This window comes from Micromonospora sonchi, from assembly GCF_014646235.1.
GTDB lineage: Bacteria > Actinomycetota > Actinomycetes > Mycobacteriales > Micromonosporaceae > Micromonospora > Micromonospora sonchi.
The window spans coordinates 47,419-69,786 of record NZ_BMNB01000022.1; the positions used below are offsets into that span (position 1 = coordinate 47,419).

Genomic DNA, 22,368 nt, shown 5'->3' on the forward strand with positions numbered 1-22,368 from the left:
TGGATAAAAGGCGAGGCGGAACTTCGCTTCGCGACGCCCGGCTGGCGGCAGGATCAGGCACCGCCCCGCGGCCGGCCGGACCCGGTATCGGGCGTGGGGGCGTCTCGGATCGCGAGTGCGGCTTGGATGAGCGCGGCGTGGGTCAGCGTCTGAGGGTAGTTGCCGAGGTGGGCGCCGGTCGCCGGGTCCATCTCCTCGGCGTAGAGGCCCAGTGGGGTGGCGCGGTCGAGCATGATCCGGAACAGGTCGATCGCCTCGTCGCGGCGTCCGGTGCGGGCGAGGGCCTGGACGAGCCAGAAGGAGCAGGGCAGGAACGCGCCTTCGGTGCCGGGGAAGCCGTCCCGTCCGGGCGGGTAGCGGTAGAGCAGCCCGCCGCCCGCGGAGAGCCTGTCCCGAATGGCGTCGATGGTGCCACGCACCCGGGATGACTCGATGCTGTCCAGGTCGAGCAGCGGCAGGACGAGCAGGGCCGCGTCGAGGTCGGAAAAGCCGTAGCTGCGGACGTAGCTGCCCACCGTCGGGTCGAAGCCGCGCGTGCGGACCTCGGCGGCAATGGCCTCCCGGGCCGCCCGCCACCGTCGACGTTGGCGCTCGGGCAGCGGGTGGGTGTCGGCGATGAGCAGGGCCCGGTCCAGGGCGAGCCAGCCCATCAGCTTGGAATGCACGTGTTGAGCGGGTTCGCGGACCTCCCAGATGCCGGCGTCGGGCTCCTGCCAGCACCGGGCGACCACGTCGGCGAAGCCCCGCACCGCCCGCCACGTCTCGTTGTAGAGGCGATGCCCGGCCTGCGCGAACGCCCACGCGGCGTCGATCACCCAGCCGTAGCCGTCGAGCTGGTGTTGGCCGGCGGCCCCGTTGCCGACCCGCACCGGAACGCTGTTGAGATAGCCGGGCCAGCCCGGCAGGTCCCGTTCCGCCGGCACGTGGCGGCCGTGCAGGGTGAGCAATGCCGGCAGGCGCGGCCGCTGCAGCCGGCTGGCGTGCAACAGCCACGCGAGGAACCCTTGGGCCTCGTCGGGTTTGCCGACGCTGAGGAAGGCGCTGACGCCGATGCTGGCGTCCCGGGGCCAGACGTAGCGGTAGTCCCAGTTGCGTATCCCACCGGGCTCCTCGGGCAGTGACGTGGTGGGTGCGGCCACCAGGGCCCCCGAGGGCGAGTAGGTCAACAGTCGCAGGGTCAGCAGGCTCCGGACGACCTCCTCCCGGAAGGGCAGCGATTCGTCGACCTCCCCGCTCCAGGCCCGCCATCGACTCTCGTCCTCGACGAGCAGGTCCCAGGCCGCCACCGGCTCGACGTGGATCAGCGGTTCGTGGTGGGCCAGGGCCAGCACGAGGGTGACCGGACAGCCCGGCCTGACCGTGATCGGGACGGGGCGACCCGGTTCGATGGTGAGCCGGGGGGCGACGCCGAGAGCCACCGCAAACGACCCCCACTCACACACCAGGGCCTGGTGCCGGTGCTGAACCCGGGGCCGGCGGTGCCGCACGCCGAGGCGGGGGTCGAACTCGACGACGGCGTCGACCGCCGCCGCCTCGGCCGACAGACGCCGCACGATCAGCGTCGTGGGCAGAAGGCGGCGATTGGCCTCGGCGATCATCCCCTCGGTGAGGGTGAGACGGCCCCGGCCCACCGCCCAGGTCGTCTCCAACGTGGCGGTGTGCCGCCGGTACCGCCGTCCGACGACCGTGGCCGGCCCGGCCGGGCCGACCCGGAACGTTCCCGCATCCGGGCCGCCGACCAGCCGGCCGAACAGGGGCTCGCCGTCGAAGCGGGGCACACAGAGCCAGTCGAGCCCACCGTCACCGGCGACCAGGGCAGCGGTGCGCGTGTCACCCAGCAGCCCGTAATCGCTGATCGGCGGCGCGGGCCTAGGGCAGTTCCTGCTCATGGCGGCCGCTGCCTCACGAGCCGCGCCACGTCGGTCAGCCGGGTCGGAGAAGCAACCCGAGGACGATCCCGTAGATGACGTGGACGACCACCGCGACCACCGGAGTCTGCACACCGTAGTTGAGCGCGAACAGGCCGGGCGGCTCCAGCATGGCCGTGCTGGACGGGCCCGCTCGCTGCGACGCCATGCGCGGGTGGACACCGGGCAACAGCGGCAGGATCACCGTCAGCGCAATCCCGACGTGCAGCACCCCGAACAGCGCCCCGATCCACCAGGTCGCCCGGTGCAGCAGCGTGAACGCCGCCGCGTAACCGAGAGCGAAGCCCTGACCGATACAGAGGTGGATGAAGAAACCGACGACCCGGGCCCGGTCGGGATCCTCCGTGACGAGGGTCCCGAGCACCAGGGGAAAATCGAGGCGCGTGAGGCCGGCCAGTTGAGCAGAGATCAGCGCTGCGGTGAGCGCCACCGTGGCCACCAGCCCGAACAATGCCCATGCGGCCCAGTCCATCTCAACAGTGGTCGACGTCGGGGGCGTGCTGAGTCGGCATGGCCGTACGGGCGACGCCGAGCGTTCTCCCGGTCATCGGTCCACCCCTCCGCCTGGACACGCTGTCGGGTGCCGATTTTAGGTCGCCATCGGCGATGATCATGGACTTTGGGCACGTCAGTCCCCAGTTCAGGGAGAGCGGCCTGCCCTTTACGATGCCGGCAGGACGACCGTGCACACGAAGCACCTCGAGAACGAGCGATCGACTCCGGGAGAATCCGATGCTGAGCGACACCGAGCTGCGGCACCTACGCCGGTGCGTGGAACTGGCCGCCGAGGCGTTGGAGAAGGGCGATGAGCCGTTCGGCTCGGTGCTCGTCGCGGCCGACGGCCGAGCCCTCGCCGAGGACCACAACCGGGTGGCGGGCGGCGACCGGACCCGCCACCCGGAATTCGAGCTCGCTCGCTGGGCCGCGGCGAACATGACCCCCGAGGAGCGTGCGCAGGCGACGGTCTTCACGTCGGGCGAGCACTGCCCGATGTGCGCCGCCGCGCACGGCTGGGTCGGCCTCGGCCGGATCGTGTACGTGGCCTCATCCGAGCAACTGGCGGCCTGGCTGGCCGAGATGGGTGTGCCCGCGCCACCGGTCCGGAGCCTGCCGGTCCGGGACGTCGCGCCCGGCGTCGTGGTGCAGGGGCCCGTGGCCGAGCTCACCGAGCAGGTGCGCGACCTGCATCGGCGCTACCACGGCGCACGCTGAGGAGACCTGCCGGCAGCGCTTCCCACGCCACCCCCCAATATTCTGGTTGATCATGAGGTTAGCGGCGAAGTGGATCTCCCCAACTGCCGCTAACCTCATGATCAACGGGATGAGTGGGTGGGGACACGGTGCCCGGCAGGTCGAGGTCGACCTTCGCTTGAGGACGGTGGACGACCGTGGCGATTTTCCGGCAGACGTACCGTGATGATCCGTCATGAAGAGGATTCGGACAGCGCGCTTGATTGACTAGCCTCTACGGGTTGTGGGGGGAAAGACTGACGATCTTCGACTTCAGGCGGAGCAGCGGGCCCGATTTCTGATCGACCGCCAGCTTCACGATGCCGGCTGGGTCGTGCAGGACCGCTCCGAAACCAATCTCTTCGCCGGCCAGGGTGTGGTCATCCGCGAAGTGATCATGGCAAAGGGCCACGGCCGGGTCGACTACCTCCTCTACGTAGACCAGCGGGCCGTCGGACTGATCGAGGCAAAGCCCCAGGGCACTCCGCTGTCCGGAGTGGAATGGCAGTCGGCCCTGTACGCCACCGGGTTGCCGCCCTCGGTACGGCTCAAGGCGCTGACCCGCGACGGACGGCTGCCGTTCGTCTTCGAGGCCAGCGGCTCGGAGACCCACTTCACCAACGGATACGACCCGCAGCCCCGGGCGCGGCGGATCTTCGCCTTCCCGCAGCCCGGCACCCTGGCCAGGATCGTCCGTGACGCCGAGGCCGATCCCGAGCGACCGACGTGGCGGGCGAAGGTCCGGCACCTCCCACCGCTGGATGTCGCGCCACTACGCCCGGCCCAGATCACGGCGATCGAGGGAGTCGAGCGCTCGCTGGCCGAGCAGCGGTTCGACCGGTCGCTGGTGCAGATGGCAACCGGTGCCGGCAAGACCTACACCGCCGTGACCGAGTGCTACCGGCTGCTCAAATACGGCGGCTTCACCCGAGTGTTGTTCCTGGTCGACCGGAACAACCTGGCCGACCAGACCCTGGCCGAGTTCCAGAACTACCGCACCCCGGGTGACGGCCGACGGTTCACCGAGCTGTACAACGTGGACAAGCTGACCCGCGCGGGCATGCTGGGTAGCTCCACCGTAGTGATCTCCACGATCCAGCGGGTCTACAAGGTGCTGGCCGGCGACGCCGCTCCCGAGGGCGACGACCCGGGCCTCGACGGGTACGTGCCGGATGACCCGGTCACGGTCGCCTACCACGCCGGGATGCCGCCGGAGACGTTCGACCTGGTCATCGTCGATGAGGCGCACCGCTCGATCTACGGGGTGTGGCGTGGGGTGCTGGAGTACTTCGACGCACACCTTGTCGGTCTGACCGCCACCCCCGGCAAGCAGACCTTCGGCTTCTTCCGGCAGAACCTGGTGTCGGAGTACACCTACCCCCAGTCGGTGGCCGACAACGTCAACGTCGACTTCGACCTCTACCGGATCAAGACCCGGATCAGCAGCGAGGGCTCGAAGATCGACGCCGGCACGGTCGTGCCGAAGGTCGACCGCCGCACCCGGGTCCAGCGGTTCGAAACCCTGGACGAGGACCTGGAATACACCCACAAGCAATTGGACCGGGCGGTCACCTCCACCTCGCAGATCCGCCTGGTGCTAGAGACGTTCCGGGACAAGCTGTTCACCGAGATCTTCCCCGGACGGTCCACCGTCCCCAAGACGCTGATCTTCTGCAAGGACGACAGCCACGCCGAGGAAGTCGTCACCATCGTCCGCCAGGTGTTCGGCAAGAGCAACGACTTCGCCGCGAAGATCACCTACAGCGCCCGCGACGCGAAGGGCCAGTTGCAGGCGTTCCGTACCTCGGCCATCCTGCGCATCGCGGTCACCGTCGACATGATCGCCACCGGCACCGACGTCAAGCCCCTGGAATGCGTCTTCTTCATGCGCGACGTGCGCTCCGCGGCGTACTTCGAGCAGATGAAGGGTCGCGGTGCCCGCACCATCGCCGAAGCGGACTTCCAGGCCGTCACCCCCGACGCCACGCAGAAGACCCGGTTCGTCATCGTCGACGCCATCGGCGTCACCGAACACGACTTCGTCGATCCGCCGCTGAACCGGGAGAAGGGCGTCTCGCTCAAGCAACTGCTGGAGAAGGCCGCCACCCTCACCCTCACCGAGGCCGAGACCGCGACGCTCGCGTCCCGGCTGGCCGCCCTGGAGTTGCAGCTCACCCCCGACGAGCGCACCGAACTCGACGCCGTGGCCAGCGGCTCGGTCCGCGACATCGTCCGCAGCCTGGTCGACGCCGTCGACCCCGACACCCAGGCCCGCGCCACCGCCAGCGCCGCCGACCCCGAAGCCGCCGTGCAGGCGCTGCTCGACACGGCGGTACGCCCCATCGCGGCGAACCCGCAACTGCGCCAGCGAATCCTGGAGCTACGCCGCACCCATGACCGGATCATCGACGAGGTCAGCGTCGACGTGCTCGAAGACGCGTACGGCGTGGTCGACACCTCCCGCGCCCGCTCGATCGTCACATCCTGGCGGTCCTACCTGGACGAGCACCGCGACGAGATCACCGCAATCCAGCTGCTGGCCGAGGCGCGCGGGCGGCGAATCTCCTTCGCCGACATCAAGGAACTCGCCGACCGCATCCAGCGCCCGCCTCGCAACTGGACCATCGACCTCATCTGGGCCGCCCACGAAGCGATCGAGGCCAGTCGGGTCCGGCACAGCGATCGACACACACTCACCGACCTGGTGTCGCTGATCCGGTACGCCATCGGGCAAGATGACGAACTCGTGCCGTACGCGGAAAAGATTCGCGAGCGGTACGCCGGCTGGCTCCGCCAGCAGGAGCAGGCCGGAGTCACGTTCACCGACACGGAGAGGTGGTGGCTGGACCGCATGGCCGAGGTGATCGCCGCATCAGCGGGCATCAGCCCAGACGACCTGGACAACGCCCCCTTCACCGAACGCGGCGGCATCGACGGCGCCCTCCGCGACCTCGGCCCCCGCACCGCCACCCTCATCGACCAACTCAACACGGAGCTGACGGCGTGACGGGCAACGGGTTCGAAAGACCGCTCTCCTGGCCTTCTATGGCTATCTCAAAGGTCCTCCGGCCGCTGCCTATTGGCCAGCTATTACAACAAGGATGGAGTCCTCAGTGCCATAGGGAGCCGTCGGTAGATGAAAGTGCATGGGGGGTGCTGCAGACAGCGGCAATCCAGCCAGGGTATTTCGTTGACGATCGCAATAAGCGCTTACCGGACCATCTGTCGCCGAAGCTAGCATTAGAGGTTTCTGCTGGCGACATCCTAATTACGCGGGCTGGACCCCGTGGCAGGTGTGCTATACCCTGCCTTGTGCGATCCACACGTTCGCGGCTTATGATATCCGATAAGATGTACCGCTTTCGGGCGGATGAGGCGCTCGTAGATCCTCGATTTCTTGAATTGCAGCTCCTGAGTCCAGCGTGCCAGTCCGCCCTAGACCTAATGAAAACTGGAATTAGTGACAATGGCGTAAACCTGACGCAATCACGATTCCTTAATTTGCCCATCGTTGTGCCGCCCCTTCGGGAGCAGCAGAGAATCGTCAACCTCCTCGAAGATTATCTCTCCCGACTCGATGCGGCGCAGTTTGAGGTTGACTCTGCCGATCGTCGGGTCGACGGCTGGAGGCGGGCAAGTGCTGACCGCTTGCTCTTAAATCAGGAAGCACCCCTGAGAAGCGTGGCGGAACTGTTGAGAGAACCGATGCGCAACGGCCATTCTGCCCGAGCCGCACGTGACGGCGAGCCTGGCGTTAGGACGTTGACGCTGACAGCCGTCACGCGAGGTTTGTTTGCTGACGCCTTCACTAAGATGAGCGCGGCTGACCCGAAGCGGGTAGTCGGACTCTGGCTGGCACCCGGGGACATCCTGGTGCAGCGATCCAATACGCCGGAACTCGTCGGGACAGCCGCCATGTACGGCGGCCCAAATAATTGGGCGATCTTTCCCGATCTCATGATCCGCCTGCGGGTTGACACTGAAGTCGTTCTCCCCGAGTACGTCACGGCAGTGCTGCGTAGCGAACGAGTCCACCGCCAACTGCGCGACAAGGCGAAAGGACTGGCAGGCTCAATGCCCAAGATCGATCAACAGGCCATTGCATCGATTGTCCTCAAGGTCCCGTCCCTGCCCTGTCAGCGGGAATTGGTAGCTAAACTCTCCGAGATTGAACGGGTCGCTAATCGATTGGCCATGGACGCTGGTACGACGCGGCGTCAAGGTCAGGCTCTCCGGAAGGCGATGCTTGACGCTGCCTTTTCCGGGCGGTTGACGGGGCGGGGGAGTGACATGGACATGGTTGAGGAGATAGCGGGTGTCTGACGCGCGGCGGTTGGTCGACAAGCTGTGGTCGTACTGCAATGTGCTGCGGGACGACGGGGTCGGCACCATTGAGTACACCGAGCAGCTTACGTACCTGCTGTTTCTCAAGATGGCGCATGAGCGGGAGACCCGGCCGCTGAAGCCGGAGCGGATCGTGCCGAGGCACTGCTCTTGGCAGTTGCTGTTGGACGCCGAGGGCGACGACCTGGAGGTCACCTACCGGCACATCCTCGAAGACCTGGCTCGTCAGCCTGGCACGCTGGGCACGATTTACCGCAAGGCGCAGAACCGGATCCAGGACCCGGCCAAGCTGAAGCGGCTGATCGTTGACCTGATCGACAAGGAGAACTGGTCGGCGGCCGGCACCGACATCAAGGGCGACGCGTACGAGGAACTGCTCTCCAAGGGCGCGGAGGACATCAAGTCCGGCGCTGGGCAGTACTTCACCCCGCGTGCGGTGATCCAAGCGATGGTCGACTGTGTTCAGCCGACCGTTCGTGACACGGTGGTCGATCCGGCTGCCGGCACCGGCGGCTTCCTGCTGGCGGCGCACGAGTATGCCTCCCGCGACGCCGAGACGTTGACCCCGACCGAGCGCGCCCATCTGCGCGACACCTTCGTGCACGGCTTCGAACTGGTCGACGGCACCGCTCGGCTCGCCGCCATGAACCTGCTGCTGCACGGCATCGGCACCCCCACGGGCAAGAGCCTCATCGAGGTCAAGGACGCCCTGATCGCCGACCCGGGCCAGCGGTATTCCGTGGTGCTATCCAACCCGCCGTTCGGTCGCAAGTCGTCCCTCACGATGATCGGCGCGGACGGCCGGGAGGCCCGCGAGGATCGGGAGATCGAGCGGCAGGACTTCGTCGTCACCACCGCCAACAAGCAGCTCAACTTCCTTCAGCACATCGCCACGATCCTCGACATCAACGGCCGGGCCGCCGTCGTCCTGCCAGACAATGTGCTGTTCGAGGGCGGGGCAGGGGAGAAGCTTCGGAAGCGTCTGCTGCACGACTTCGACCTGCACACCATGCTGCGCCTGCCCACCGGCATCTTCTACGCCCAGGGCGTCAAGGCCAACGTGCTCTTCTTCGACAAGAAGCCTGCCGCCGAGCAGCCGTGGACCGACCGACTGTGGATCTACGACCTGCGGACCAACCACCACTTCACGCTCAAGCAGAACCCGCTGCGCCGTCACCACCTCGAAGACTTCGTCTCCAGCTACCTGCCGGGCAAGCCCCGATCCGAGCGTGTGACGACCGAGCGGTTCAAGTCCTTCACGTACGACGAGCTGCTCGCCCGCGACAAGGTCAACCTCGACATCACCTGGCTGCGCGACGAGTCCTTGGAGGACATGGAAAACCTCCCGGCCCCCGAGGTCATCGCCCGAGAGATCGTCGAAGACCTCACCGCAGCCCTGGCCGAATTCGAGGCTGTCGCCGCCGCACTGGAGGCTGCAGCAACGTCCGGCGTGCCAGATGCACCCAGTGCTGACAGTTGACTGGCCAGCCGATCCACGACAGGCGTGCTCAGGGCTTTGCCTGGCTGGCGGCGCGTCTCGGTCGATTTGAGCTTTCAGTCTTACCGTTGATCAGTTGGCCGAGCGGCGCCTCCCATCTCGCGCATTGATGGACGGTACTACGCTGCATAGGTATGTCGAATTTGCAGGAGCCAATACAGTCAGAATTTGCGGGCTCAGGACTCGATCCTCTCGCGCTTGCTCTTGATCTTCTTCGTCGGATCGAGCGTGGCAATGACTACGTCAGGCTGCGGAAGGAGACTTTCAGGCGGGGGGCTGTACTTATACGGCTTGTCGCCGTTGCCCTATCCGTCGCGTCGACCATCATTCTCGGATTGCAGAATCTCGACTTCTGGGCAGGGCTCGGCTTTGCGCTGGTAGCCGTGGCAACCGTCGCAAACACGGTCGAGCCGTTTTTTGCGTGGCGAGCACGGTGGGTGCTGATGGAGGAAAGTCAGTATAGATTCTACCGGCTGAGGGACGACGTTATGTACTATATTGCATCGACTCAACCAGACCAAATCGAAGTTGACAAAGTGCGGGGGTTGTTCGATGAATATCAAAGAATTTGGGACGACCTCAGCTCTCGCTGGCAGGAGTACAGGCGCTCGGGATCAGCTACCCATTGAGCCCTTCCGGACGCGCCGGGCCATCACGGCACCGCGACCCTGAGTAGCACTGGTGCAATTGCTTGGTCCAGCCAGCCTGGGGCCGGTGGTGCCACCGCGGCGGCGGGGCGCGTCGAGGCGGGCGATGCGCGTACCGTCGACTGTGGCGGTCTGCTGGTCGTAGCGCCCGGTGGTCCGCCGGCCAGACCGATCCCTAGGAGGCGACGGTGACCGACCCGGCAACCTTTGGTGCCCGTCTTCGCGCGTTCCGCGAGCGTTCAGGAAAGACTCGGCCGGTCCTTGGCGGGCTTGTCGGTCGTAGTGCGGAGTGGGTCAAGGCCCTGGAGAACGGCCGGCTTCTGCCGCCTCGTCTGCCCATGCTGCTGCGGCTGGCGGAGGTGCTCGACATTTCTGATCTTGCGGTTCTGACCGGTGATCAGTCCCTGCCGGTGGCTTCGGTGACCAGCGCCGGGCATGCCGATGTCGGCAAGGTGGCTGCCGCCATGCAACGTGCTTCCCTGCCGATCGGCCCGGTGACGCCGATCGAGGTGGTGCGTGGGTTGGTTGATCAGGCGTGGGCGCTGTGGCATCGATCGACCACCGAGCGCACGGCGGTCGCCGCGGTGCTTCCCGGGTTGCTGACGGATGCGCAACGTAGCGCCCGGCGGTTGGACGGTGCGGCTCGCCGGCAGGCTTTGGTCGAGTTGGCGCGGGTCTACCACCTGGTGCAGTTGTACCTGGCCCACCAGCCGTACCCGGAATTGGTGTGGCTTGCCGCCGACCGTGGGATGCTGGCGGCTCAGGAGGCCGACGATCCCGCCGCGATGGCGGTGGCTGCCTGGTACTACGCCCACGTATACCGGGGTGCCAACCAGGTCGAGGCTGCCGAGCAGGTGCTGGTTGACGTCGCTGGGCTGGTCGATCCGGCGGCAGGCGGCGAGCAGTTGGCGCGGTGGGGGCAGGCGCAACTCGGCATCGCATTGGCACACAGCAAGGCTGGTCGGGCGGGACGAGCTTGGCGGGCCTGGGATGCCGCAGATTCGGCCGCGAGTCGCCTTGGCGGCGGGTACGTCCACCCGTGGTTGATGTTCGGGCCGGCGGCCTGCGTGGCGTACGCGGTCACCATCGAGACGGACCTCTGCCGGCCGGGTGAGGCCGTGCGGCGGGCCGACACCACCGACTACCGCGCGCTGCCCTCACATACTCGTCGGGCCGGCGCTCTGATCGAGGCCGCTCGGGCGCACATGCTGGCGCGGGGTGAGGTCGCGGCAGTGCACCTGCTCGGGCGGGCACTGCGGGAGAGCGTCGATACCGTGCGGCACCACCCGTACGCTCGCACGGCCGCATTGGAACTGTCGAACCGGCCGGGGACGATCGGTGAGGGCGCACGAGAGTTGGCTCTCGCCATGGGAGTGACGGGGTAACCCTCCCTCAGGTACAAACTCTCCCCACCGCCGCATGTGACCCTTCGTACCGTGCGGGTCACTGGCGGTGGCGGGACCTGTGCTGGTCCGGCCCTCAATAGGGCCTGCCGGGACTTCGCCGCCGCCTCCCGATGCTCGATCGAGGAGGCGAGTCTGTGACGGTCTGGTCTGAGCTGTGCGCGCTGACGCGGTGGCTGCTCCGGCGGCCCGAGCCACCACCACCGCCGGGAACCGGACAGCGGTATCAGGACATCGAGCAGGCGGCGGCGCAGCAACGGCTGCTCGACCACGCGGCGCAGCTACAACAGACCCAAGGCGGCCACAAACCGACCACAGGCAGGTCGGTGAACGGGCACGGCCCGGGGAGCCTCCGGTGAGCCGGGGCATGGCAAACAGGTCCGGCCGGTCGACATCGAACAGCCGGCGCATTTCGTACGGCGATTATGTCGCGGCGGTGGCGCTCGTCCTTGCTTGCCGGCATCGGCCGGTCTGGTCGTGGCGGAAGCGGCGGCGGGTCTGCCGGTGTGGTGCGGACCTGCCGTGCCGGGCGCGGCTTCGCGTGCCGGTGAACCGTGGCCGCTGGACGGTGTCGGATGAGCGGTGACGGGGTGCCGATCGGTCGGCGGGTCGCCTACCTGCGGGCACGGCGGAGGCTGTCGCAGCAGTCGTTGGCGGATCGGTTGGGCAAGTCGAAGAGTTGGGTCGACAAGGTGGAGCGTGGGGTGCGCTCGCTGGAGCGGGTGTCGACCATCCGGGACATCGCCGCCGTGCTGCGGGTCGACGCCGCGACGCTGCTCGGCCGGGACGCGCAGCCCGCCGAAACGGCGGCGCGCAGCGTGGACATCGCGCGAATCCGTGGGGCGTTGTCGTCGTACGCGGTGGTGTGTGACCGGCCTGCGCCGGTGGTGCCCGTCGATCGTCTCCTGCGGCATGTGGGGTACGTCTGGACGGCGTACCAGCATGCGCGGTATCCGCAGGTGGTGGAGTTGCTGCCCCGGCTGCTCAGCGATGTCGACCGGGCCGGTGCCCGGGATCCGGTGGCGGGTCGGGTGGCGGTGGTGGAGGCGTACCGGGTGACAGCCGCGCTGCTGGTGAAGTTGGAGGCTACGAGTCCTGCCTGGCTCGCCGCCGACCGGGCGATGGCTGCCGCGACCGGTGATCCCGTCCTGGTGGCGGCTGCGGCGGTGCAGCTCGGGCAGGTGTTGCGGACCTCGGCGTGGACGCGGTCGGTGCTGCTGGCGGCCGCGTACCGGATCGCTCCGCCCGACCATGGCGTCGGTGAGGCGGGGGAGTTGTCGCTGTGCGGGACGTTGCTGGTGCAGGCGGCGTTGGTGGCGGCCCGGTGCGGTGACGAGCGCGCGACCGGCGAGCTGTTGGACGAGGCCGCCGAGATGGCGGTCCTGGTTGGTGACGGGCACGACCATCACCGGACCGGGTTCGGGCCGACGGCTGTCGAGCTGGCCCGGTGCGCCGCCGCCGGGGAGTTGGGCGACGGGCGGGAGGCGGTCGCGCGGCACAAGCAGGCGACCCGGCGGGACGGGTGGCGGCTGCTGCCGGTCGAGCACCGGGCCGCGCACCTCATCGACGCCGCCCGTGCGTACCTTCAGACCGACGACCCCGGCAACGCGGCCCGAGTGCTGCTCGCTGCGGAGAGCATTGCGCCGTACGAGGTGCGGCGCCGGCCGGCGGGCCGGGACGTCCTCGCCCAGGTCGCCCGTGATCCGAAGGCACCGGCGGCGATCGGCGAGCTGGCGCTCAGCCTCGGGCTGGTGTGAACCCAGGGCCCCGGCGTTGTTTCCTTCTGTCCGACTTGGTGATGGTTTGCTAGATGCCGTAGACGGTGAAGACGTCAGCGCGATCGTGGAGGTCGCGGCGGGCGTGGGCGATGTTGGCGCGTCCGGCGAGCCGGTAGGTTCCGATAGCTAGGTTACGGAAGGTAGCCAGGGCGCGTGGCGCGGTACCGGTCCTGAGCTGGGAGTTGTCTTCGTTGAAGGTGACGTCCCTGACCCAATGTAGGCGATTTTCCACGCACCAGTGCTGGCGTGCGTAGTGGTTGAGGTGGATAGGGGCGGCCAGATCGGCGGGCATGCTGGTGATGCCGTAAACAATCTCCTTGCGGGTGCGTTGACCGTCCAGGCCGCCGGTGTCGCGACGCAGCCGGAACACCTGCCGGGCGGCGGGGAACAGGGCATCGTCGGCGACTGCGACACGCAGGGTACGGCGTTCCGTGCGGCCGTGCCCGCGGTCGGTGCCGATGTCGGTGCGATCGGCGAACCGCACGTCGGTGCCGGACAGCAGAGCTTGCGCGGCCTGCGAAGCGAGCGGCTGATTGGCCTTCAGGATCAGGACGTAGTGGGCGTGCAGGGTGCCGGTGATCAGCCGGGCGGTCTTCTTCGTCGTGTGCAGGGCGTCCAGGGTCAGGACCATGCCGGTCACGTCCAACCCGCCCAGCAGGGGCTCGATGACGGTGCCCTCACCGCGTTTGTCCGCGACCTGCCGTTGGCCCAGCACGGTCCCGGTCCCGTGGCCGATCGCCGCGACCAGGAACACCCGACCGGCCGCCGTAACAGTCCCATGCAGCAGTTTCCCGTCGATCGCGGCGGCCGGCAGCAGCCCCGCCGGGACCGGATGCGTCACCGCGCGGGTCGCGGCGCGGCGTTGTTCGCGTTCGACCGGCCCGGCCGCAGCGGGCAGGACCGGGGCGGGGCTGACACCCCGCATCACGTCGACGAGATACCCGCCGACCGCCGCGTCCAGGGCGTCACCGTCCAGATCGGTCAGGACCCGGCGGAAGGTCCGCTCGCTGGGCACCACATACCGGCCGGTCAACGCGTCGTAGCGGGCGCCGATGCGGGCCAGGACCTCTTGCCCGGTACCGGTCGCCCACTGCCAGATCGCCGCCACCGAATCGTTGCCCACGACCAGGGTCGCGCACGCGGCCAGCACCAGGATCACCACCAGCCGATGCCGGCGGCCCCGAAGGGCACGTGGGTCCGGCACCACGGCGAGGCGGTCAGCCAGCGACGAGGCCACCTGCTGCGGGTCGGCCGCGAGTTCGGCCTCCCACAGGGCCAGGTCGGCGAGGTGGTCAACAGCAGGACTGATCGGGGAAGATACCGGCACGAGCACGACTCCTGAACATGATCTTCTGGCCTAGGAACCTAAAGATCACCAGAAGTCGTGCTCGTCCTCTACGCAACCCTCAGCCATGGCGTTTCAGGACGGAGCCGAACAAAACGGAACAACGCCGGGGCCCTGGGTGTGAACCAGCACCGAACGGCGCATCTTCGGGGAAGTTGCGGTGTCAGACGGCCCGCGAGGCAGCAACCTCCCCGAACTTGTCTCATCCTGTTTGTCCTGGTGGGTTCGGCGCTACTACCGCTCACGCTGAGGAGACCTTCCGCGAGTTCGGCGGTGATCTCGGGTTACGGGATCATTCAGGAGGTCGCCGGCCTGTCCGACGGCCGCGTCAACCTGACTGACGTCACGCGCACAATGGCGTGTTCGCGAAAGCTCAGGTGACCGGCTCAATGCCGATTACGGGGATGCTGTTTGGCCGTGCGCTCGTTGCCGTGCTTGTAATTGCCGGTCACGCGGGCCATCAGGCCCTGCGGGTCGTCGTCGACCTCGTCGAGGAATTCGGCGGCCCGCTGCCCGCGCAGCGTGGTGGCCACGCGGCCGCGGTGCGTGATGACGACGCTGCCGTCCGGACGCTTGATGTAGTCGAACCCCTCCGCGGTGCCCATGGACGACGAGCCTACCGACCTCAGACGCTTCCGCTCGACAACGCTTGTTGCCGTCACCACGCTCAGCGGTGGCACGTCCTTCGCGACAACGGTGCCCGCGCCGACGACCGAGCCGCGACCGATCGTCACTCCAGGGGTGATCGTGGCTGCGGCGCCGATCCACACGTCATCCTCGATGACGATGGGCGCGTGCGTGATGAAGTCGTACCGCTCGTCGAGCTCGACGGGGTGTCCGGCCGTGCACAGGGTCACTCGGGGACCGATCAGGACTCGGTCACCGATCGTGATGCCGCCGTAGTCGAGGAAGAAGCAACCCTGATTGATGAACACCTGCTCGCCGAACGATGCTCCGAGCCCGTAGTCGCAATAGAACGGTGGCAGGATGGACAGCGAGTCAGGGACCGGTTCACCGAAGATCTCGGTCAGCAGCGTCCTGCGCCCGTCGAGGTCGTCGAAGGGCAGCGCGTTGAGGCGCGAGGTCAGGATCATGACCAGCTGTACGCGCTGCGCGAAGGCCCGTGACTCCTGCGTCCGTGTTCGTATGCGTTGTTCGTTGCGCACGAGCGATGCTGGCACACCCGGGTCGACGACTCGGTGTGGGCCCACCGAAAACGCGATAGCCATGCCGGGTCGGCTGGTGGCATGATCGACATGTGGGTCGCTAGCTCAACTGGCTAGAGCATCCGACTGAGTAGCGCGTCCGCTTTCCGACCTGTGCGGTCATGGGGGCGCTTCCTTCTCCTGTCTAATTGGACGGTTCGGGGTTCGAGTCCCCGGCGACCCACACTGCCGTCGGCGGTGGGCCGACAACTGCCGGAATCGACCGGAATGGGGGGAGCACGTGCTCGAAAAGCTGATCATTCAGAAGACGTTGCGCGTGCCGGCGAGCACTGGCGCGGCTGGTGACGGCACACCGGTGGCTCGGCAGCTGGACGCGGCGTTGCTCGATGTCGGGTTCTCGGCGTCGCGGGCCCTGCTCGAACACGTCGGCGCCCTGGCGCCCGCGCCGGCGATGGATCTCGCCGCCACGGTTGTCTCGGCGGTGCGGGAGCTGGTCGGTGACCACGTCCAGCACAACGCCTATTTCATCGGCTTCCCCGACGATGTGCCGGACACCGTCGAGTTCTGGGTGGAGCGGCTGCGGGCGGCCGTGCTCGCCGGTGGTGGCACGGCGACCGACGCGCAGCTGCGGGACATCATGGTCTCGGGTGGGGTGAACCTGCTCGATCTGCCGGCCTACGGGACATACCAGCACACCTATGCCGAGCTGTTGGCCGTGCACGACGACCTGGTGGCCGCGGCCGGTGACCGGTTGACGGTGCTGCGTCTCGGCGACCCGGCCGAGGTGGAGGCGGAGCGGCTCTACCTGGCGCTGGCGGGTAGCTCGACGCCGCACGGCGAGGCGGACCTCGCGATCCTCGGTGAGCTCGCGGTCGCCTGCGCGGACGGGATGCAGCCGACCGAGATTCCGGTGCGGGAGAACCGGGCCGTGCTCAACGGGATCCGGCTCGTCCTGGGCCGGCCGCTGCTCGGCGTGGACACCACGACCGACGTGCTGCGCCTTGCCTGCCAGGTCTCCGGCGGGGACGTCTCGCTCGCCGCACCCACGCGTTTTCGTGCCTTCCGGCGCCCCGAGCGGCGGATGCTGCTGGCCGCGTTGAACGACGTCGTCGGTGCGAGCCCGGCCAAGCTCGGTGATGTGGTGCGCTACGCGGAGCGGTGGAAGCGGCTCGGGGAACGGCTGCACCCGCACGAGTACGACCAGTGGCCGCACGCGCAGGAGGTGTTCAAGGTCGCGCGTGGCGAACGGCGGGTACCCAACCTCGCCGGCCGTGCGGAGGAGGCGATCCGCGCCGGCGCCATCGGTTCGGCCGTGTCGGTGTTGTCGGCTGCGCCGGGCCTGCTCCTGCGATCCGCGGACCGGCTGCTGCGGCTGGCGTCGGCGGCGGAGCGGGCCGCTGTGGTCGAGGCGGTCACCGGTGCGCTCGGCTCGGCGTCGGGCCGGGTGCTGCTCTCGCTGCGGGAGCACGTCGACAACCGCCTGACGCCCGCGTCCGCCCGGATGTATGCCAGCCGCTCACGCACCGCGTGGGTGGGGCCCGACCAGCGACCGCCGCTGCCGGCCGGCCTGGTGGCCGAGTTGTCGTCGCTGCTGGACGCCGAGATCAGCGCCCGGCTGCCGGAATCGGAGCGGCCGCTGGTGGTGGACCCGGAGGTGCTCGACGTCGCGTTGCCGCTGTCCGGCAAGGCCACCGAAGGCGGTTTCGCGGTGTTGCCGCGGGGTTCGCGGGCGTTGCTCTCCGGTGAGCTGCTGCGTTTCTTCATGTACTGGCGTCAGAACAGTCGTCGCACCGACTACGACCTGTCGGTGCTGCTGCTCGATGACGAGTTCCACCCCACGGGTCAGGTGTCCTGGACGAATTTCCGCCACGGCCGGGTGGTGCACTCCGGCGACATCACCGACGCCAAGGACGGTGCGACCGAGTTCATCGACGTGCCCCTGAAGGCCCGCGGGCACTATGTGGTGCCGCAGGTCCACATCTATGCCGGCGAGTCGTTCGACGAGGTCGCCGAGTCGATGTTCGGGTACCAGACCCGCGCGCGGGACCAGCGCGGCGCCCCGTTCGACGCGCGGACCGTGCGGGCGCGTTCGCAGCTGCGCGGCCGGGGCCGGGTCGCACTGCCGATGGTGTTCACCAGGGGCGAGCAGGGCTGGCAGGCCGTGTGGCTGCACCTGTACCTGGCGGGTTGGCCGTCCTTCAACCGGGTGGAGGACAACACCTTCAACACTGCCGACCGGGTACGCGCGCTGATGGAGCGGCGCTACCTCACCATGTCGTACCTTCTCGACCGCTGGCGGACGCGAGCCGAAGTCAGGACGTGGGACGGCCGCCTGCCGGACGAGCCGGTCACTTTCGTCGGCATCGAGGCGCCGCAGGAGCTGCCAGCCGGATCGGAGGCGTTTACACTGGATCGACTCAGCGAGCTGATCCCTGAGTGAGCGGCGACAGCCGAGGCCATGCGGGCGCTTCCTGCTATTCCGTTCAATTCGGAACCTCCGCGTAAGCGGAGGATTGGTATTCAGCGCCCGCGCTCTCCTCGGCCTCGCCGGTTCAGTGCTGAATGAGCCCGCCGGCCGAGACCGGAGGGACGTGGCCGGTGAGCGGACGCGTCTGCGCCAGGGCAAGACCGACGTCGACGAGAGAGGATCGGCGCAGGTGAACCACGTCCGGTATCGGGGTCCAGACCGACCCGGCAGTTTCGCCGTTCGGCTCCGGTCGGAGCACGCCGGCCGTGATCCGGACCTGGTAGAAGATGCCGACATTCTGGTGCTCGAGCCCTGACCACGCCTCGGCGGCGGGAATCACCCTGGAATCGACGCCCAGCAGGCGTTCGACCATCGCGTCGCAGCCGGTCTCCTCGGCAACCTCTCGGATCACCGCATCGAACGGATCCTCCGCGTGCTCCACCTTGCCGCCCGGCAGGGTCCAGTTCGTCTCGCCAGCCGACGATACGTGACGGACAAGGAGTACCCGCGCTTCCTCGATGCACACGGCGTACGCGGCCAGCCGGAAACTCATCCCGCACCTCCCGAACGATCCTACCTTCGCCAAAATATGTAGACCGGTCTACTGTGGCGTGATGACCGGAACGAAGGGTGCCGAGACCAGCGGTCGGCTGGTGGAGGCGATGCTCGAGCTGATCCAGGTCCGTGGCTACAGCGGCACGGGCCTCAACACCGTGGTGGAGCGGGCAGGGGCCCCCAAAGGGTCGCTCTACTTCCACTTCCCTCAGGGGAAGGAGGCGCTCGGCGAGCGGGCCATCGAGCTCGCCGCGGTCCGTTTCCGCTCCCTCCTGGTCGACGCGGACCTGGGTTCGACCGCCCCGGGAGACGTGATCCGCCGCGTGATCGACGTGCTGGCCGGGCTCCTTGAGGAGAGCGACTTCCAGCTGGGCTGCCCGGTCTCGGTGGTCACGCTGGAAATGGGCGCGCAGAGTGATCGGCTGCGGACCGCCTGCGCGAACGCCTTCGACTCGTGGATCTCCCCGGTCGCCGAGTACCTGGTCGGGCTCGGTCACTCCGAGGAGGCGGCCCGGATGCTGGCGACGGCCGTGGTGAGCAGTGTGGAGGGCGCGATGATCGTGTCGCGGGCGCAGCGGTCGGTGGAGCCGTTGCGCTGCGTCGCCGACATGCTCGCCGGGCAGATGGAAGGAACGGAGGCGCCGTGAACACCGCCGAACGGCACGCCCTGGTGTTCGGGGCGAGCGGCCTCGTCGGGCGGCACCTGGTCCTCGCGCTCGGCCGGGCCGGCGTACGCGTCAGCGCGGCGAGTCGTAGCTCCGGGTCGTACCGGCGGCTCACCCGCTGGCTCGCCGACCACGGGCACGGGCACGTCCCCGCCGATCTCCGGGTCGACTTCGCGGCACCGCCGCTGCTGTCGGGCGACCCCACGGCGTGGGCGGACGTCACCGAGATCTACAACTGCGCCGGCGCCTACCGCTTCGGAATGTCGGCCGAGGAGGCGCGCCGCGCCAACGTCGACAGTGTCCGCGCCATCGTCGACTTCGCGGCGGGCCTGCCCCGGCTGCGCCGGCTCGTGCACGTCTCCGGGTACCGGGTGGGCGGGCAGGATCCGGGGCTGGTCCAGTGCAGCGACGAGCGGAGGCGGGACACGTACCGGGCCCTGGGCGCGTACGAGGCGTCGAAGGTCGAGGCCGACGTCGTCTTCCAGGCCGACGCCGACCGGCTGGGCGTTCCCTGGTCCCTCGTGAACCCGTCCAGCGTGATCGGCGACAGCGCCACCGGCGAGTCCGACCAGCAGTTGGGTCTCGCGTCGAGCGTCCAGGAGATCTGGCAGGGCACCGTGATGGCCCTGCCCGGGAACGCGAGCACGTTCGTCCCCGTGGTGCCGGTCGACCACCTTGCCCGGTTCATGACCCGGCTGCCGGTGGACGAGGCGAGCAGGGGCGGTGCGTACTGGGTGCTCGACGATGCCACCCCCGCCCTGCCCGACCTGCTCGCGCTGGTCGGCACGCACTATCGCGTACGGGTTCCCCGTGCCCGGGTCCCGGTCTCCCTCATCAAGCGCCTGCCGCCGGCGCTCACCAGGACCGATCCGGAGACGCTGACGTTCCTGTCGAGCGACCGGTATCCGACGGATTCGGCGAAGGCCTTCGCCGCCCGGCACGGCCTCGCCATGCCCGACACCACCATGTCGATCCTGCGCTGGGCCGATCACCTCGCGGCCCACCGCTTCGGCACCGCCCCCGCCGGTGACCGGCGGTTCGTCGCCCCGGCCGGCGTACGGACCTTCGAGCTCGGAAAGCCGGACGCGTCCACCGTGGTGTTGCCGGGCCTGCCGGTCAACGCCGACACCTGGGCGTCGGTCTGCGAGGCGTTGGGTGAGGCCCGCGTCGTGGACCTCCCCGGGCTGGGGCTGAGCGCGGGCCGGCGCGCCGACTGGTCGGCCTGGCTGGCCGCGCTGGTCACCGCGACCGGCGCCCGTCACCTGGTGGGCCACTCCATCGGCGCCGCGGCGGCGCTGGCGGCCGCTACGGCCCACCCCCGGTCGGTGGAGCGACTCACGCTCGTCTCGCCGTTTTTCCTCCAGGCGCCGACCGGTGGCGCCGGACGCTGGGCACCGCTGACCCGGTGGTACCTGCACCGGGTCGGCGCGGCGGCGCTGGCGCAGCGGCTCACCGGCGACGCGGCGTACGCCGGGGTGCTCGGGTCCACCGTGGCCGACCTGCGTCGCGGCGTCGTCGCGGCCAACGTCGCCCGACTGCTGGCCGACGCCGGACGCCAACGGTGGCGGGAGGGGCTCCGGTCTGAGCTGCGGCGCTTTCCAGGGCCGGTACACGTGATCGTAGGGGGCGACGACCCGCTCACTCCCGAGGCGCGGGCGCTGCTGGAGACGCTGCCGCAGGCCGGCGTGTCGGTCATCGCGGGCGCCGGCCACCATCCCCAGTTGACGCACCCGGCCGACGTCGCCCGCGCCATCTCGCGGCCGCCGGCGTGACGACCCGGTCGGGTCGGCGCGGCGTCAGTGGCCGTTGGTGAGGGTGCCGGCGAGGGCGCGGTGGATGGTGGCGCTGGGCTTGTTCAGCTCGACGATCTCGACGGTTTTGCCGCGGGCGGCGTACTTGGTGGTGATCGCGTCGAGGGCGGCGACGGAGGAGGCGTCCCAGACGTGGGCGTGACTCAGGTCAATGATGATCTTGTCGGGGTCGCCGGTGTAGTCGAACTGGTAGACGAGGTCGTTGCTGGAGGCGAAGAACAACTCGCCGTGCACGGAGTAGATGCGGGTGCCGCCGTCGGGGTCCAGCACGCTGGTGACCTCGACCAGGTGGGCGACCCGGCGGGCGAAGACCACCATGGCGGCGAGCACCCCGGCGACGACACCGATCGCGAGGTTCTGGGTGACCAGGGTGGTGGCGACGGTGGTGAGCATGACCAGGGTTTCGCCGAGCGGCATGCGCCTGAGGGTGGCGGGGGCGACGGAGTGCCAGTCGAAGGTGGAAACGGCAACGATGATCATCACGGCGACGAGGGCGGCCATCGGGATCGCGGCGACCACGTCGCCGAGCGCCACGACCAGGATGAGCAGGAAGACGCCGGACAGGAACGTCGACAGCCGGGTCCGGGCACCGGACGCCTTTACGTTGATCATCGTCTGGCCGATCATGGCGCATCCACCCATGCCGCCGAAGAAGCCGGTGACGATGTTCGCCACGCCCTGACCCCAGGACTCGCGGGTCTTGTTCGAGTGGGTGTCGGTGATGTCGTCGACCAGCTTCGCGGTCATCAGCGATTCCATCAGCCCGACCAGCGCGATGCCCACGGCGTAGGGGGCGATCACCGCCAGAGTGTCCATCGTCCACGGGATCTGCGGCAGGCCGAGAGCCGGCAGGCTGTCGGGCAGCTCGCCCTGGTCACCGACGGTCGGCACGGCCATGGCGGCGACCACCGTGATGACGGTCAGCACGACGATCGCCACCAGCGGGGCGGGCACGACCCTGGTGAACCGTGGCAGCCCGACGATGATCACCAGGGCGAGGGCGACGAGCGGGTAGACCAGCCACGGCACCCCGAGCAGATACGGCACCTGCGCGGCGAAGATCAGGATCGCCAGGGCGTTGACGAAACCGACCATCACGCTGCGCGGGATGAACCGCATCAGCTTCGCCACCCCGAGCACCGCCAGCAGCACCTGGATCACCCCGCCGAGGATCACCGCGGCGATCAGGTGGTCCAACCCGTGATCGCGGACCAGCGGCGCCACGACCAGGGCGATCGCGCCGGTCGCCGCGCTGATCATCGCCGGGCGGCCACCGCAGATCGAAATGACCACGGCCATGGTGAACGAGGCGAACAACCCGACCCGGGGATCGACCCCGGCCAGGATGGAGAAGCTGATCGCCTCGGGAATCAACGCCAGCGCCACCACCAGACCGGCGAGGACCTCGGTGCGGAACACCTTCGGCGACAGCCAGGACGGGCGGGTCAGGCGCGGCCGGGTGGTCGTGGACAGCATCGAAGACATACAGCCGCTTCCGCTCAGGGCGTGCGCGCCGGGCGCACCCGCACCG

Annotated in this window: 16 protein-coding genes and 1 tRNA gene; 11 read left to right on the forward strand and 6 right to left on the reverse strand. The window is 68.6% G+C overall.

Translation table 11 applies throughout. From position 1 onward, the window contains the following. Window positions 1-53 precede the first annotated feature (53 nt). The gene (locus tag IEY61_RS21475) at window positions 54-1,889 is read right to left on the reverse strand and encodes a glycoside hydrolase family 15 protein (RefSeq protein WP_189047133.1); all 1,836 of its coding nucleotides are present in this window, start codon (window positions 1,887-1,889) and stop codon (window positions 54-56) included. A gap of 34 nt (window positions 1,890-1,923) precedes the next feature. Further along, window positions 1,924-2,400 carry a hypothetical protein gene (locus IEY61_RS21480; protein ID WP_189047135.1) on the reverse strand — a complete coding sequence of 159 codons (477 nt, stop codon included), beginning with the start codon at window positions 2,398-2,400 and terminating at the stop codon, window positions 1,924-1,926. 260 nt (window positions 2,401-2,660) lie between these two features. Between IEY61_RS21480 and IEY61_RS21485 the strand changes: the two genes are divergently transcribed. The 7 genes from IEY61_RS21485 (at window position 2,661) to IEY61_RS21515 (ending at window position 12,807) form a co-directional block, all read left to right on the forward strand. Next, complete coding sequence (locus tag IEY61_RS21485) at window positions 2,661-3,140, forward strand: nucleoside deaminase (protein ID WP_189047137.1); 480 nt, start codon at window positions 2,661-2,663, stop codon at window positions 3,138-3,140. Between the two features lie 262 nt (window positions 3,141-3,402). Next, entirely contained in the window at window positions 3,403-6,165 is a 2,763-nt protein-coding gene (locus IEY61_RS21490) for a type I restriction endonuclease subunit R (RefSeq protein WP_189047139.1), read from the forward strand. A 329-nt stretch (window positions 6,166-6,494) separates the two neighbouring features. Continuing rightward, window positions 6,495-7,481, forward strand: a complete 987-nt coding sequence (locus tag IEY61_RS21495; RefSeq protein ID WP_268240676.1) for a restriction endonuclease subunit S — start codon at window positions 6,495-6,497, stop codon at window positions 7,479-7,481. Next, window positions 7,474-8,982, forward strand: coding sequence for a class I SAM-dependent DNA methyltransferase (locus IEY61_RS21500; protein WP_189047143.1), 1,509 nt, complete (start codon window positions 7,474-7,476; stop codon window positions 8,980-8,982). The genes IEY61_RS21495 and IEY61_RS21500 overlap by 8 nt, the downstream gene beginning before the upstream one ends. A gap of 152 nt (window positions 8,983-9,134) precedes the next feature. Continuing rightward, on the forward strand, window positions 9,135-9,629 hold the full coding sequence (locus IEY61_RS21505; RefSeq protein WP_189047145.1) for an SLATT domain-containing protein: 495 nt from the start codon (window positions 9,135-9,137) through the stop codon (window positions 9,627-9,629). A gap of 206 nt (window positions 9,630-9,835) precedes the next feature. Beyond that, on the forward strand, window positions 9,836-11,032 hold the full coding sequence (locus IEY61_RS21510) for a helix-turn-helix domain-containing protein (protein WP_189047147.1): 1,197 nt from the start codon (window positions 9,836-9,838) through the stop codon (window positions 11,030-11,032). Between the two features lie 593 nt (window positions 11,033-11,625). Then, window positions 11,626-12,807: a helix-turn-helix domain-containing protein gene (locus IEY61_RS21515; RefSeq protein WP_189047149.1), complete on the forward strand. Its 1,182-nt coding sequence runs from the start codon at window positions 11,626-11,628 to the stop codon at window positions 12,805-12,807. A 49-nt stretch (window positions 12,808-12,856) separates the two neighbouring features. Here IEY61_RS21515 and IEY61_RS21520 read toward each other — a convergent pair whose 3' ends face one another. Together IEY61_RS21520 and IEY61_RS32015 are read right to left on the reverse strand one after the other, a co-directional pair. Next, window positions 12,857-14,155 carry an ISAs1 family transposase gene (locus IEY61_RS21520; protein ID WP_189047151.1) on the reverse strand — a complete coding sequence of 433 codons (1,299 nt, stop codon included), beginning with the start codon at window positions 14,153-14,155 and terminating at the stop codon, window positions 12,857-12,859. Window positions 14,156-14,559: 404 nt separating this feature from the next. Next, complete coding sequence (locus tag IEY61_RS32015) at window positions 14,560-15,402, reverse strand: DapH/DapD/GlmU-related protein (protein WP_308424586.1); 843 nt, start codon at window positions 15,400-15,402, stop codon at window positions 14,560-14,562. A gap of 31 nt (window positions 15,403-15,433) precedes the next feature. On the opposite strand from IEY61_RS32015, the gene IEY61_RS21530 reads away from it, so the two are divergent. Together IEY61_RS21530 and IEY61_RS21535 are read left to right on the forward strand one after the other, a co-directional pair. After that, window positions 15,434-15,562: transfer RNA gene (locus IEY61_RS21530), tRNA-OTHER, on the forward strand. Between the two features lie 57 nt (window positions 15,563-15,619). Then, complete coding sequence (locus IEY61_RS21535) at window positions 15,620-17,779, forward strand: TerD family protein (protein ID WP_189047153.1); 2,160 nt, start codon at window positions 15,620-15,622, stop codon at window positions 17,777-17,779. 112 nt (window positions 17,780-17,891) lie between these two features. Here the strand turns inward: IEY61_RS21535 and IEY61_RS21540 are convergent, their stop codons facing one another. Beyond that, window positions 17,892-18,359, reverse strand: coding sequence for an NUDIX hydrolase (locus IEY61_RS21540; protein WP_189047156.1), 468 nt, complete (start codon window positions 18,357-18,359; stop codon window positions 17,892-17,894). Between the two features lie 61 nt (window positions 18,360-18,420). Between IEY61_RS21540 and IEY61_RS21545 the strand changes: the two genes are divergently transcribed. Both IEY61_RS21545 and IEY61_RS21550 read left to right on the forward strand, forming a co-directional pair. After that, window positions 18,421-19,008 carry a TetR/AcrR family transcriptional regulator gene (locus tag IEY61_RS21545; protein ID WP_229706297.1) on the forward strand — a complete coding sequence of 196 codons (588 nt, stop codon included), beginning with the start codon at window positions 18,421-18,423 and terminating at the stop codon, window positions 19,006-19,008. After that, complete coding sequence (locus tag IEY61_RS21550; protein ID WP_189047158.1) at window positions 19,005-20,798, forward strand: alpha/beta fold hydrolase; 1,794 nt, start codon at window positions 19,005-19,007, stop codon at window positions 20,796-20,798. The genes IEY61_RS21545 and IEY61_RS21550 overlap by 4 nt, the downstream gene beginning before the upstream one ends. 24 nt (window positions 20,799-20,822) lie before the next feature. Here IEY61_RS21550 and IEY61_RS21555 read toward each other — a convergent pair whose 3' ends face one another. Next, on the reverse strand, window positions 20,823-22,322 hold the full coding sequence (locus IEY61_RS21555) for a SulP family inorganic anion transporter (RefSeq protein WP_189047160.1): 1,500 nt from the start codon (window positions 22,320-22,322) through the stop codon (window positions 20,823-20,825). Between the last annotated feature and the right edge of the window lie 46 nt (window positions 22,323-22,368).

Bases quoted from the DNA above. Each gene is read 5' to 3' on its own strand.
- IEY61_RS32015 (WP_308424586.1), bottom strand. From the start codon at position 15,402: ATGGCTATCGCGTTTTCGGTGGGCCCACACCGAGTCGTCGACCCGGGT.
- IEY61_RS21485 (WP_189047137.1), top strand. From the start codon at position 2,661: ATGCTGAGCGACACCGAGCTGCGGCACCTACGCCGGTGCGTGGAACTG.
- IEY61_RS21545 (WP_229706297.1), top strand. From the start codon at position 18,421: ATGACCGGAACGAAGGGTGCCGAGACCAGCGGTCGGCTGGTGGAGGCG.
- IEY61_RS21475 (WP_189047133.1), bottom strand. From the start codon at position 1,889: ATGAGCAGGAACTGCCCTAGGCCCGCGCCGCCGATCAGCGATTACGGG.
- IEY61_RS21555 (WP_189047160.1), bottom strand. From the start codon at position 22,322: ATGTCTTCGATGCTGTCCACGACCACCCGGCCGCGCCTGACCCGCCCG.
- IEY61_RS21540 (WP_189047156.1), bottom strand. From the start codon at position 18,359: ATGAGTTTCCGGCTGGCCGCGTACGCCGTGTGCATCGAGGAAGCGCGG.
- IEY61_RS21515 (WP_189047149.1), top strand. From the start codon at position 11,626: ATGAGCGGTGACGGGGTGCCGATCGGTCGGCGGGTCGCCTACCTGCGG.
- IEY61_RS21505 (WP_189047145.1), top strand. From the start codon at position 9,135: ATGTCGAATTTGCAGGAGCCAATACAGTCAGAATTTGCGGGCTCAGGA.
- IEY61_RS21480 (WP_189047135.1), bottom strand. From the start codon at position 2,400: ATGGACTGGGCCGCATGGGCATTGTTCGGGCTGGTGGCCACGGTGGCG.
- IEY61_RS21495 (WP_268240676.1), top strand. From the start codon at position 6,495: ATGATATCCGATAAGATGTACCGCTTTCGGGCGGATGAGGCGCTCGTA.